The following is a 12,524-nucleotide window of genomic DNA, read 5'->3' as shown; positions in this document are numbered from 1 at the left end:
GCAGGTTTTTAGAGGTGCCCTACAGTGCTGTTTATGCGGCTAATCCCTTTATTCGCGTTGACGACGGTTCATTTAAAGAACTTGTAAAATGCTTGTAAAATGCTTGTGAAAAACTTGTGAAAAGCACCTTCGATGTGGCTTCGAACTACGATTGGCGACAGCGATTATATAAAATAATGTTACAGCACCGTTCAGTCTGAGTGACATTCGTCGGGATCACGGCTCAGGCCTGACTATCTCACTAGTACCTCCGGTCTTTCGTCGTCGGCACAGGTGAATCGGAATCTTGGGCGACCGAACCTGCTGGCGCAGATAGGCGCCTATTGCTCAGCTGATCTACAATGGTCGTCACGCGCAGTTGCCTTTCTGCCCATCAACAGATTGGGACTGTCGCAGAGGTTCTGAGACAGGGCTATATCGACCTTTGATAGGTGGCGCCGGCGAGCCTATAAGTCGATGGCGTCTTAAGCGGCGCCCGGTTGCCCTCCGCTGCCGCTGGCCGCTGCCCATCAGTTGGCAGGTAGAGGTTACGCTCTGCCCATACCTCTGCCCGAGCCTTCACATCGCCGCGCTGCAGGCCGCGTGCGGCGCGATCAAAGTCGCGCAGCGCCGAGACCTTTGGCTCGTTCTCGCCGGCGAGCACGAACACCGGCAGGTTGGCCTTGATGATGGCGTCCCACTTTTTGCCGCGCTCACCGAACAAGAGCATGCAGCGCGGGTGCGGGGCGACGACCTTGTGCTTGATCAGCACCTGGTCGTCTGCCAGGTTCGCAATCGTGCGCAGATCCTGGTACTCGGGTGTTTGCTCGAGCGGTATCCCTTCCTGCCTCTCCCTATTCTCGGCCTCCGCTCGCACCTGCTCGCGCACAGTCGCCACCGGTATCCGCTGATTGCTGGTGGTGTGGCCAGCCCAGCCTAGGTGAAGGAGATCCGGCGTGACGCACCGTCGCAGCCTTGGACAGTGCAATACATCCCTTCGGTATGACATCGGTGCCGGACCACGCCCTACCCAATTCTTCCCTTCGCCCAACGGCGATACTCTGCTGGGTTCATTCCGGTAATTTGCGTGAATGCGCGGCGGAAAGATGTGTCCTCGTTATAGCCACATTCAAGTGCCACCTGCTTGATACTCGCGCTCGGTGCCTGGAGCAGCACACAGGCGGTTTCTATCCTTACCCGCGTGATCAATTCTTTAGGTGACTCATTCGTCAAATGCTTGAGGCGTCTGTGCAACGTACGGTCGCTGACGTGCAGCGCCTTAGCCAGTTCCAAGGCAGTTAGCCCACCGGGGCTGCGGCGGATAAGCTGCTCTGCTTCGAGCAGGAATGGATCGCTTCCATTGATGAACCCTCTGGGGGCGTAGATCGATTGGGGCAAGGGCAGGCTGTCCGCCACGGATATATCTGCGGCCAGCCTTGCTATCTCAACGCCAGCGGAATTCCTGATTATTTGTAGCGCCAAGTCGATCCAGGAAAGCGGGCCTCCTGTCGTAATCACCTGGTCGTGCGATTCCATCGCGGACCCCCACACAGGTAAAGCCCTAGGAAACCGCCGTTTGAAAACGTGGTGGAGCCACCATGTTGTGGTGCATCGGCGTCTATCAAGGAGGCCAGCTTCGCCGAGTACGAACGTACCGGCACAGGCCCCACCAACCCACGCCCCCTTTTGGTGACAGGCGCTAATCCAATCCGAGGCTTGCATGACCGACTTAGTCAATGGCGGCGCGCGATCGGCGGCCAATGCCATGCCCGTGACGAGTACGGCATCGCATACCTCCACGTCGCGGAACGAAGCATCGACCGAGATCAAGCGGCCCTGGGGATCACGCAACGAGTTGCCGTCAGCACTAACAACGACCGTTTCAAACTCCGGCCGAGCAGCGTGCCCCGGGCTCTGGGGTAACTCCAAAGGCGGCGATCGCAAAGTCTGATTGGTCATCCAGAACAGATCTGACAATCCGGCGATAGCGGACAGGAGGCTGCCTTCAAGGGCAACGATAGCAATACGCACAGTCTCAGTCCTTCTCTTTGGAAATGGCGAATTTTCCATGAACTATGGCTGGTTTGGCATCTCACGTCTTGTTTTACGGCTACCTAGACTAGCTCCACAACTCACCTGAGTAGCCAAACATGAAGCTGTCTCCTGACCTTTTGCTCCTAGGCCAAGCACCTCGTCTTGCCTGGGCCTGGCTGATACGGATAGGAGCCTTGCTTGGCCTATCCACTGGATTGGCCAGCTCGCCCGCATCGGCTGATGCGCCTGCCCAGAGAATCGAGAATATCGTTTTGGTGCATGGCGCCTTCGTTGATGGGTCGAGCTGGTCTCCCGTGCTGGAGCAGCTGATCGAGATGGGCTACCACGTCACCGCCGTTCAGAATCCGCTTACCTCACTGAGCGATGATGTGTCGGCCACCGAGCGAGTGTTGCAAAGACAAAAAGGGGATGTCCTGCTGGTAGGTCACTCATGGGCAGGAACGGTGATCACTCAAGCAGGTAATGCTACGAACGTTAAAGGTCTCGTCTATGTGTCCGCGCTCGCCCCTGATAGCGGCGAGTCAACAATTGATCTCCTCAATCATCTGAATGCGCCCGCAATGGCGCTCGCTCCCGACCGTGAAGGTCTGCTGTGGTTAGACAGTCCGACCCTTTTCCACTCCGTCATGGCGGCCGACTTGCCCATCGCTGCAGCCCGTTCCTTGGCGGCTCGCCAACAACCCATAGCGGCGAACAGCTTTAGCACCCCTATTGAGCACGCTGCCTGGCGCGACAAACCAAGTTGGTACCTGCAGACGCTCAACGACCAGGCGCTAGCTCCATGGGTACAGCAGGCCATTGCGCAACGCCTAGGCGCCACCCTCCATTCGGTACCTTCCAGCCACTTGTCGCTGCTATCTCAACCGGAGGTCGTCGCTCGCCTGATCGATGAGGCCGCTAGGGGAGTGCCCCATGACAAAGATCATCGCCCCGCTAAGACCATGCCTATCCCCCAACCCTGAGGATATCAACATGAAATTGCTTCACATCGACTCCAGCATCATGGGCAACGCTTCTGTTACACGTGAACTCAGCGCAGCCGTTGTGGCGGCTATCCAAGCTGATCGACCAGATGTCCGAGTAACGTACCGAGATCTGGCGACGGAAGAGATAAGCCATCTGAGCGGTCCTATTGCTGCAGGATTTCGCCAGCCTTCGCAGGCTGATGTTGCGCCGGAAGCCTTAGCGCAACATCAGCTATCCGAAGCACTGGTAACGGAGTTTCTGGCCAGCGACGTGCTGGTCATAGGCGCCCCTATGTATAACTTCAGCGTGCCGACCCAACTGAAAGCCTGGCTAGATAGGATTGCGCAGGTAAATCGTACTTTTAAATATACCGATAGAGGTCCGATTGGACTCACTCGTGACAAGTATATCGTCGTGGTATCTGCACGAGGAGGCTTCTATGCCGACGGCTCGTTCCAGGACATGGACTTTCAAGAGCGTTACCTTCGAGCATTCTTCGCCTTTCTAGGCGTAAAGGACGTCGAGTTTGTCCGTGCTGAAGGTACATCGCGAGGAGACGCAGTCCGTCAAGCCGGGATCGAATCGGCGTCTTCATCAATCCGCGCCATCGTGGCCAGTCTTCCGGCCAATTGAACGCAGATATCGTAGCGAGGATTCAACCATGATTTACGCTATCAACTTGACCTACACTAGCACCTCGGAAGCCATTAACGCCTGCCTTGACGCACACAAGGAGTGGTTGATTCACCATCTGAGCGCCGAGCGGATACTCTTCGCAGGTCCTCTTGAGGACAAGGCCGGCGGTTTCATCCTCGCTTTTGGGTCTTCGTTGTCAGAGATCGAGCAGATGCTCGCGGCTGACCCCTTCGTTGCTCATGGACTTGTTAGGACTGATATCCTCGCGACCCAACCTGCCCTTCGTGCCGCGAACTTTTCAGGTGTGTGGGCAGCCGCTGCAAAGCCTATCTCGCCTGGCTCGGCATAAGCCCCGGCTGTTTTTTCCTACATATCACTGGGCGACTGATGCGTTGTGATTGCTAACCTAGCGCGTCGAGTTGCCTCTATCTCGTCCGAGATATCGAGGCTGGTAGGGTGCCGCTATTCCGCCACGAGGACTCAACTTACGTTACGTCGGTGATTCGTAGGTAATACCACCTAGTCGATACGTCGAGGGCGTAAGGAGCGGATTTCGGTCGCCCTGCTGCGACCGCTGGTTACCCGTAGGCAGGTAGAGGTTGCGCTCTGCCCAGACCTCAGCGCGCGCCTTCACATCGCCGCGCTGGCGGCCTCGGGCTGCACGATCGAAGTCGCGCAGCGCCGAGACCTTCGGCTCGGCCTCGCCGGCGAGCACGAACACCGGCAGATTGGCCTTGATGATGGCGTCCCACTTCTCGCCGCGCTCGCCGAACCAGAGCGTGCAGCGCGGGTGCGGGGCGACGACCTTGTGCTTGATCAGCACCTGGTCGTCAGCGAGGTTCGCGATCGTGCGCAGATCCTGGTGCTCGGGCGTTTGCTCGAGCGGTATCCCCTGCTGCTGCGCCCTACTCTCGGCCTCCGCCTGCAGCTGCTCGCGCACGGTGGCCACCGGTATCCGCTGGTTGCTGGTGGTGTGGCCAGCCCAGGTGAACGAGATCCTCCGCGGCGCGCCATCGAAGGCGTGGATGGTGCGCTGCAGCTGCTTGGTGGTGACGTCGGCGCCCAGGGCGCGCCGCAAGAGCCGCGGCCGCATCTCGGGGGTGTAGCCCAGGGCGAGCCGGAGCGCCTCGATCTCGTCGGTGACCACCTGCTTACTCGCATTGATGGCCAACACCTGCGGCAGCACGCTCGCCTGCAGACGAAAGTAGCCCGGTAGGCGCATGACGGTACCGGCGGCTTGGCCAACGTCGCGCTGGTGGCTGGCCAAGGCCGCGGTGGCCAGCGCGATCGCCGCCTGGCCGTCGACCTCCTGGACCTCGAGGACGTCCGGCGTCTTCTGCTCGTTCAGCAGCGGTACCTGCCATACGCGGCCGCCGACCACCAACCCTGGCCAGGTCGAATTGAAGCTGGCCAGCTGCTCGACGAGCACTTGGTGCGCACGCTGGATCCCTTCGTACATGGCAATGCCCTCCTCACGGGCGTCTTCCCCAACCACAAAAATATACCACCCCTGTACAACGCAAGCGCCTATCTAACCTCTCCCCCTTCCACCACAAGGTCGCCTCACCCCTTTCCTTCCTTCTCTCCTTCTCTTTTTTCCTTCCCTTTCCCTTCTGTCGCGCGCGGGGCGCGGGCCGATAATGGGGGGAGCCCGGGTGGAGGGGGTGCAGGGGGGATTGGAGTAAGGGGCACGTGCAGGGGTGGTATATTTTCGGAAGCGAATCCGGTGCTTAGCTGTAGCTGCGCTGGTTACCTTAGAGAGGTACTGCCAACGAATAACGGGCGCGCTTCCTGTAGATTCACAAGAAAGGACTATCAGCTGTTACCGCTCCTATCACCCTCTTCATCCAGTGAGATATCTATAGATATCGCTTCACGAGCTTCAGGTCCCTCGCCAACTGGACCCGCATGAAAGCCAGCAGCTTTTTAGCCGACTCCGCGAGTGGTTTCCCTGGACGAAATAGGAGAAGGCTTCGCGTTCGAATATCGAGATCGAACGCCTTGACCACTACCCCGCGATCAATAAAATCCACCGCAGCCAAAGGTTTGATGAAGGCGATACCAATACCCTGCGAAACCGTACTGCAGATCGTGTGTGCATCGGCCGTCTCGACACGGACGTTGAGCGAAACGTTTTCCAGGTCGAGTGCCACTTCTAAGCAACGCCGGCCACTGTCCTCCGGATTGAGGGCGATAAAGTCGTAGCCACTCAGGTCCTTGGCACAAATCGAAGACTTGTCAATCAGCGGGTGCCCCTTAGGCAAAGCGATCACACCAGGTTCATTGATGAGTTCGGAATGTTCGAGCCTAACCACAGGCATTTCATCCGCCATCACCCCGAAGTCGCAAAGACCGGCGGATACCTCTTGATGTACCTCTCGCGAGCTTTGCACACGTAAGGACACGCGAATATCCCGCTCCGCTAGATCAAATTCCGCCAGCGCCCGAGGCGTGAAGGTATTGCCGACCACGGGATGCACCGCAATGGCCAGCCTTCCAGTACCGGATTGCTTCAGGCTCTTGATCCGGTGCTCGATGGCATCCATGCCCACGAACAGCTTATCGTCCACCATCAGGGCGTGCGCTTCCTCGGTTGCGACCAGCCGGCCACCCGTTCGGTGAAAGAGCTGGATTCAGTCGCTCCGACCATTCCCTTGTTTCTGGTTGCCCCAAGTGGTACTAAAAACAGCCTCAAAAGCCCGCCCAGTGCGGGCTTTGTTGTTTCTGGTGGTTCCATGTAGTCTCTGGTCATTCCACCGCACCGTGTATGCCGATGTGTATGCCGCGGGAAAATTCGAACCAAAGGCATACAAGGATGAAGCGCCAGGACATCAAGCGTCGCTCCCTCTCCGATACCACCCTCTCCAGCCTCGAGCCTGAAGCCGCTGTCTACCGCGAGCAGGATGGCAACGGCCTGTACTTCCGCGTCAAACCCAACGGCCAGAAAAGCTGGGAGCTTCGCTACAACAAGCCCGACGGCAAATGGTCTTGGCTTGGCCTGGGCGCCTACCCTGCCGTGACCGGTGCCGCCGCCGCACCAAGGCTGCGGAGCTGAAAGCCGAGGCCGCCAGCGGCAAGAGCCCTATGGTGACCAAACGTGAGCGCAAGGCCGCCGAGGCGCTGGCCGCAACCAACACCTTCGAGAAGCTGGCTCGCGAGTGGTATGACGCTCGCAAGCCGCGCTGGGAGGAAGGCACCGCCCGACGAATCATCGGCGCCCTCGAGCTGCATGTCTTCCCGGCCTACGGGCCGCGTCCCTTCACCGACATCATGCCCATCGAGTGGATGGAGTTTTTAAGGGGCATGGAGCGCAAAGGCATCATCGACCAGATGGGCAACGTGCGCCGCTTCTGCAAGGAGATCTACGACCTTGCCAGGGTCACCGGGCGGGCCACGCACAACCCGCTTGAAGGGCTGCACCGGTTCTTGCAGACCAAGCCGGCCAAGAACTACGCCCACGTCTCGCCGCCGCGTCCGCTGCGATGTTCGCAAGCGACGAGGGCCGCGCCTGGCTACAGCTGGCAGGACGTCAGCAGGCACGGCACCTCCGCGCAGTCCTAGGCGAAGGGATGGTCGCTAGCAGCGATTGCGAGCAAGCGGCCCGAGGACGCTTCGAACGTTTGCTGGCAAAGCTGGTGGACGCGGCTGGGATCGGGCTTGAGCCGGCCGACACAGATCCGCACGAACAGGCGCTGCAGGTGCTTCCCGCCGTAGCCTACGAACTCACGGGCCAGGAAGCATCGAGTCCCACAATGCTCGCCCGGAAGCGGGCCAACCTACTTGTGCTGCTCGAGGAGAAAGGCCAGCAGCGCACCGCCTAGCTCTTCCTGGCCAGCGACAGGCCGCCTACGGGCGGCCTTTCTCATTCGACGTCATTCGCCACACCTGCCATTGGAGGAGCAGCAAGCAGCTACCGAAGCGCGATGTTCAGGCTCAGCGATGACAGCTAGCGCCTTACTTCCGCAGCATGAAGGCGCAGGGTTATCTTGCATTGAAGCGGGTCGTGCCTCCTGTGGCCGTGCAACCTGCCCTTCCGCACCACGGCGCCATGCGCCGTAGGCTTCACGACTAACCTGCCAAGCCGAGTGCAGGAACAGCGCGGCGATGGCAAGGCCGACCAGGACGTCTGGCCAGAGGCTGCCAGTGACAGCCACCAGGACGGCGGCCAGCACCACGCTGGTATTGGCGACCAGATCGTTCCGTGAGCAGATCCAGGTGGACCTCATGTTGAGATCGTCCGCCCGATGGCTGTACAGCAGATAGAAGCAGTAGGTGTTGGCCAAGAGTGCAACAAGTCCGACAGTGCCCATCCAGTCAGCCTGGGGCACCTCCTGCAAGATCACCTTGCGCACCGCGTCCGCAATCACCAGCACGCCGAACAGCAGCATGAAGCCACCTTTCACCAGGGCAGCACCAGCGCGTGCTCTATCGCTCCGATGCAACACGAACAGCGTCAGGGCATAGACCGAGGCATCGCCGAACATGTCCAGGGAATCCGCTAGCAGCGCCGTCGAGCCGGCCAGCCAACCGGCAGTGAACTCCACCCCGAACATGACAGCATTGACCGTCAGCACGATGTAGAGGACTCGACTCTGCCGACTCCGCAGCTGAGCCAGCTCACCAGCCTTGTTTTCGCAGCAACTGTCCATGGCAACCTCTCTGCAACACTCAGGATTTGGCTTAGGCTGAGGGTTATAGTCACTATAAGGTCAATGCCATGAACGCTTCTGCCTACACCATCGGTCAGCTAGCGAAGGCCACGGATACCAAGACCGTCACCATCCGCTACTACGAAAAAGAAGGCTTGCTGCCGACCTCGATGCGCTCAGCATCTGGCTACCGGCTGTACGGCCCGGCCGAACGGGATCGGCTGCTCTTCGTCAGACGTGCCCGCACCCTGGGCTTCAGCCTTGAAGAAGTCCGTGAGCTACTCGGCCTGGCGGATCGGCAGCAGGCGCCTTGCGATGCCGTGGATAGTCTGGTTGCAGAACACCTACGACAGGTGCGGCAGCGCCTTGCCGACCTGCAAGCCCTAGAGGGCGAATTGCAACGTCTATTGGCGTGCTGCCACGGCGGGACCATATCGGAATGCCGGATCATCGAATCCTTGGCTGGCGTCTCGAAAGCAGAGGGTTTGGCGGTGCCCTGACGGCGGCCGACAAGCGTTGCGTTCCCAGGTGAACGCCACCGGCCACCACAGCCTTATCACCTGGCGCGCGCTGTTGTCCTCCCGCCACACCTGCGGGCTAAATGTGTCGGTTTTTCTGCACCCCTGCAGGACGAACGTTTCCACATGGGACGTGGCTTAGACTATTGTTTGATAGGCAACGAAAAACCTGCAAAACCCTGCACCACCATGGGATTTTCCGTCGCCGCTCACCAAAGCGGATTCAATCTGCACGATGATGAGCGCCTCGATGAAGCAACCGTATAGGCAGCTATCTAGGATAGACCTAACAGTTATCGAGAGGTACCAACGGCCCTAATATTGGCATAGCAAGGGATCAGAATGGGACGCATCATCGAATTCCCCTTTGAAGATAGGTTTATACCGCTAGCAGAGAAGAGCCTATTTGAAGATGAAAACTGCTTTTCAATTATTATTGGAAGAAATGGTACAGGAAAAAGCAGACTCTTAAGCGAAATCGTCTCTAATTACTCAAAAATGATTGACGAGAAAAGCACTTATTTTTTTCGTGCCAATGACTTTATTCCATCAAAGATTTTGGCCGTATCAACTAGCCCTTTTGATAAATTCCCCAGCGTACCCAGGAGCAAAACTACTAGCTTCCGCTCAATATATTCTTATATTGGCATGCGCAGCTCCGGCATGTATGCGACGAATGCCATGGCCTTGATGTCATCAGCCACCAAAGGACTAATAAACAAGTATCTAGAGTCTGAGAGACACGAAAATTTAAACGAAATATTCAGACTATTGAAAATTGAGGCAAAACTAAGCTTTGTTTTCAAATTAAACATAAACAGAAAAATTGCTATAAAGGATCCCGAAAACCCGGATCAAAGATACTTTGTCGACTACGAAGATGTAGGGATATTGCTTACGGACACCCGTGGCAACGCAATAGACGATAGTTTTGAAGAAATACTTGAAGATCGCATATTTGAAAACTTTAGATCTTTACCGCAAGAGATAAAAAACGACATAGCACATGCTCTGAATTACACAATGGAAAGGCTGGACACCAAGAGAGACAGCCTATTCAAACTAGACTTTGACTATATAAGCAGATACCGAGAAGGATTTATTGACAAGCATTTCGCTATGGCTGTGCTAACTTTGCTAAATCACAACATAGTAAAACTTTTTGATTTAAAAATCTGGAAAGAACACGAGCCCGGTGACACTCGAGAATTGTCCCTAAGAAGGGCCAGTGAAGTGACCCCCGAAAGTTAGACATCGGGATCGAGCTTCATCGATCGAGTTACTCAAAGCAAGGGGGCTCTCCCAGCAAGGGCATCACCGCCGACGGCCATCCAGCGCATGACTGTTCATGGAAAACAGGTCGTTGCCTCCATTCCTACCTGCTTTTTGCGATAGCTCGTTGCGACCTATCCGTTCTCGACTAGCCTGATATAGCGTGATGTCGACTGAGGGCTAGAAGATGGATAGCTTACGAGAGCGCTTGGAAGCCCTGGACCCACCGGTGAAATCATTTTTGGATTGGCGCGCTGACGGCTGGCTCGTGTGCTTGGTGGATCCCTCGGTGCCCGCGATGGTATCCCGCGTCATCGAGTGGTCAATCATGAAAGATATTGGCCAGACCAATATGATCATCCTGCATGCGGTCAATGAGTTGCGGCGCAAAGGGTCGCATCTCCCACTTGAGGCCGATACGGCTCTCTTGGCAAGCCGAATGTGAGCGCCCTAGGCCCAGAAGAAAAAGGCCAGAACTCCCGTGCTGGCCTTGGCTCAATGCCTTGGGGGCTGACCGAGCCCAAAGCCTAAGTATAGATTGATCAGAAAATCGCGCGACGCAGATGGCGGCGTGCTAACTGGCGGAGATGTAGGCCTATTTAGACGCTTCTGACTTTCTGGGATTTAGCTGCAATAGACGGGCCTGAAACTGTTTCTCGGCCTCTAGGGCTGCACTGTAGTGGTCCACTCACCCCGGACACCTTTTTAGGCGAAGATGATCGCCACACAGAGGTGTTCCATGAGCAAACAACGTCGTTCTTTTACGCCCGAGTTCAAGCGCGAGGCCGCAGGTTTGGTACTGGATCAGGGCTACAGCTGTATCGATGCAGCCCGTTCGCTTGGGCTGGTCGAGTCGGCACTACGCCGATGGGTCAATCAACTGCAGGCAGAGCGCGGCGGAGTCACACCGGCGAGCAAGGCCCTTACGCCCGAGCAGCAGAAGATCCAGGAGCTGGAAGCGCGGATCAATCGCTTGGAGCGGGAGAAATCGATCCTAAAAAAGGCTACCGCGCTCTTGATGGCCGAGGAACACGAGCGCTCGCGTTGATCGATCAGTTTCGCAGCGAAGCGCCTGTCGAACTGCTGTGCTCGGTATTTGAAGTCACCCGCTCGTGCTACTACGCCTACCGTCGCAGGCAGCGCTCACCGGACATTGCCCGGCTAGCGTTGCGGGTGCGAGTGGGCGAACTCTTTACCCAGAGTCGCCGCGCGGCTGGCAGCCGAAGCCTCACGCATCAACTGCGTGAAGAAGGCATCGTGATTGGGCGATTCAAGGTGCGTGCGCTGATGAGCGAGATGGGCTTGGTCAGCAAGCAGCCTGGCGCGCCTGTCTGCAGACGGAAAACCGAAGAACGGCCAGACATACCCAACAGACTGGAGAGAACCTTCGAGACTTCGTCACCGAACCAGGTGTGGTGTGGCGATATCACCTATGTCTGGGCGCAGGGTCGCTGGCATTACGTCGCGGTAGTCATGGACTTGTTTGCCCGTCGCGTCGTGGGCTGGGCGTTTTCCGCCACGCCTGATGCTGATTTGGTCATCCAGGCCTTGGACAGGGCTTACGAGCAGCGCGGTCGGCCTCGAGAGGTGCTCTTTCACAGCGACCAGGGGAGCCAATATGGCAGTCGACGCTTTCGCCAGCGGCTTTGGCGCTACCGCTTCAACCAGAGCATGAGTAGACGAGGTAACTGCCTGGACAACTCACCCATGGAGCGGCTGTTCCGTAGCCTCAAGACGGAATGGATACCAACCCAGGGTTACCTGAGTGCTACGCAGGCACAACAGGACATCGGTCGGTTCCTGATGCAACGCTACAACTGGCAACGGCCGCATCAGTTCAATGGCGGGCTACCGCCCGCCATTGCCGAGGAACGACTTAAACCAGTGTCCGGGATTAGTTGACCACTACACACCTACACTTCATGCCGTGAGCAGGCGGGCTTACGTCCCCAGTGGCAGTGTTGTGTCAGGGTGCAGTCTACGCAAGGTGACTACCGGCGCTCAGCCTAGATAGCTACCAAAAGTCATAAAAAGATGAGAGCAGTGCAATCCCAATCACTAGGTTTCCTAGTACCAAGACAGCAGTAGCTAGACGGCTGTCGGGATCTCTCACCAGGCCGAGCCCTGCGTGGCTCGGGTCGAGGGGCTCCTTTCCGTGAGAGTCTCATCCTCGTCCGGCCGCTCAGCCAGGTAACGCTTTCCAAGCCCACTGATCACTTGCTCCCTGGAGCAGGCATCAGCGCATATTTGGTCCTTGAGCGTGATGCTCAGATTAGGGTGAAGCATGTTACCTAAGCGGAGTTCTTTGTCGCCGATAGTCATAGTCGTCTCGATATAGCATGGATTCTCAGGCGGTAAAGGCTTTGGGTAGACACAGCTTGTGCATGGGGAGTGCAGCCCTACGGATTCAAAAGTGCTCAGCTTGTGAACACGATCGGCGAAGCTGTCG

General features: G+C 57.4%; 13 protein-coding genes and 1 pseudogene. 9 read left to right on the top strand and 5 right to left on the bottom strand.

Annotated features, from left to right (window positions below; all coding sequences use genetic code 11):
* Positions 1-412: 412 nt before the first annotated feature.
* Complete coding sequence (locus FEZ61_RS24080; protein ID WP_017638593.1) at positions 413-868, bottom strand: hypothetical protein; 456 nt, start codon at positions 866-868, stop codon at positions 413-415.
* A 137-nt stretch (positions 869-1,005) separates the two neighbouring features.
* On the bottom strand, positions 1,006-2,010 hold the full coding sequence (locus tag FEZ61_RS24075) for a helix-turn-helix domain-containing protein (RefSeq protein WP_017638594.1): 1,005 nt from the start codon (positions 2,008-2,010) through the stop codon (positions 1,006-1,008).
* A 119-nt stretch (positions 2,011-2,129) separates the two neighbouring features.
* Here FEZ61_RS24075 and FEZ61_RS24070 point away from each other — a divergent pair, with 119 nt between their 5' ends.
* The 3 genes from FEZ61_RS24070 to FEZ61_RS24060 are packed head-to-tail and all read left to right on the top strand — an operon-like array spanning position 2,130 to position 3,985.
* Positions 2,130-2,996: an alpha/beta hydrolase gene (locus FEZ61_RS24070; RefSeq protein WP_051226121.1), complete on the top strand. Its 867-nt coding sequence runs from the start codon at positions 2,130-2,132 to the stop codon at positions 2,994-2,996.
* Positions 2,997-3,006: 10 nt separating this feature from the next.
* On the top strand, positions 3,007-3,633 hold the full coding sequence (locus tag FEZ61_RS24065) for an NAD(P)H-dependent oxidoreductase (protein WP_017638596.1): 627 nt from the start codon (positions 3,007-3,009) through the stop codon (positions 3,631-3,633).
* A gap of 28 nt (positions 3,634-3,661) precedes the next feature.
* Entirely contained in the window at positions 3,662-3,985 is a 324-nt protein-coding gene (locus tag FEZ61_RS24060; protein ID WP_017638597.1) for a YciI family protein, read from the top strand.
* Positions 3,986-4,126: 141 nt separating this feature from the next.
* Here FEZ61_RS24060 and FEZ61_RS24055 read toward each other — a convergent pair whose 3' ends face one another.
* A complete protein-coding gene (locus tag FEZ61_RS24055) occupies positions 4,127-5,095 on the bottom strand; it encodes a replication terminus site-binding protein (RefSeq protein ID WP_017638598.1) in 969 nt (322 codons plus the stop codon).
* 400 nt (positions 5,096-5,495) lie between these two features.
* A complete protein-coding gene (locus FEZ61_RS24050; RefSeq protein WP_074585321.1) occupies positions 5,496-6,209 on the bottom strand; it encodes a LysR substrate-binding domain-containing protein in 714 nt (237 codons plus the stop codon).
* 242 nt (positions 6,210-6,451) lie between these two features.
* Between FEZ61_RS24050 and FEZ61_RS24045 the strand changes: the two are divergent.
* Together FEZ61_RS24045 and FEZ61_RS24040 are read left to right on the top strand one after the other, a co-directional pair.
* Positions 6,452-7,101 (top strand): annotated as a pseudogene (locus FEZ61_RS24045) (integrase arm-type DNA-binding domain-containing protein); the annotation flags it as partial.
* Between the two features lie 104 nt (positions 7,102-7,205).
* Positions 7,206-7,457, top strand: coding sequence for a hypothetical protein (locus tag FEZ61_RS24040; protein ID WP_017638774.1), 252 nt, complete (start codon positions 7,206-7,208; stop codon positions 7,455-7,457).
* 51 nt (positions 7,458-7,508) lie between these two features.
* Here FEZ61_RS24040 and FEZ61_RS24035 read toward each other — a convergent pair whose 3' ends face one another.
* The gene (locus FEZ61_RS24035) at positions 7,509-8,285 is read right to left on the bottom strand and encodes a cation diffusion facilitator family transporter (RefSeq protein WP_017638775.1); all 777 of its coding nucleotides are present in this window, start codon (positions 8,283-8,285) and stop codon (positions 7,509-7,511) included.
* A 68-nt stretch (positions 8,286-8,353) separates the two neighbouring features.
* Between FEZ61_RS24035 and FEZ61_RS24030 the strand changes: the two genes are divergently transcribed.
* The 4 genes from FEZ61_RS24030 to FEZ61_RS24015 all read left to right on the top strand — a co-directional run bounded on the left by FEZ61_RS24030 (position 8,354) and on the right by FEZ61_RS24015 (position 11,977).
* Positions 8,354-8,785, top strand: a complete 432-nt coding sequence (locus FEZ61_RS24030) for a helix-turn-helix domain-containing protein (RefSeq protein ID WP_017638776.1) — start codon at positions 8,354-8,356, stop codon at positions 8,783-8,785.
* A gap of 360 nt (positions 8,786-9,145) precedes the next feature.
* Positions 9,146-10,054: a hypothetical protein gene (locus FEZ61_RS24025; protein ID WP_132833186.1), complete on the top strand. Its 909-nt coding sequence runs from the start codon at positions 9,146-9,148 to the stop codon at positions 10,052-10,054.
* A gap of 229 nt (positions 10,055-10,283) precedes the next feature.
* Positions 10,284-10,520 (top strand): hypothetical protein, encoded by a 237-nt coding sequence (locus FEZ61_RS24020; RefSeq protein WP_132833187.1) that lies wholly within the window; start codon positions 10,284-10,286, stop codon positions 10,518-10,520.
* A gap of 294 nt (positions 10,521-10,814) precedes the next feature.
* A protein-coding gene (locus FEZ61_RS24015) for an IS3 family transposase (RefSeq protein WP_085984295.1) occupies positions 10,815-11,977 on the top strand; the annotation gives its coding sequence in 2 pieces (ribosomal slippage) (positions 10,815-11,070 and positions 11,070-11,977; 1,164 coding nt in all).
* The last annotated feature ends 547 nt before the right edge of the window (positions 11,978-12,524 follow it).

The sequence above is a fragment of the Pseudomonas sp. MS15a(2019) genome (assembly GCF_013277805.1).
GTDB classification, from domain to species: Bacteria; Pseudomonadota; Gammaproteobacteria; order Pseudomonadales; family Pseudomonadaceae; genus Chryseomonas; species Chryseomonas benzopyrenica.
This window is presented reverse-complemented; position numbering and strand designations above follow the sequence as displayed.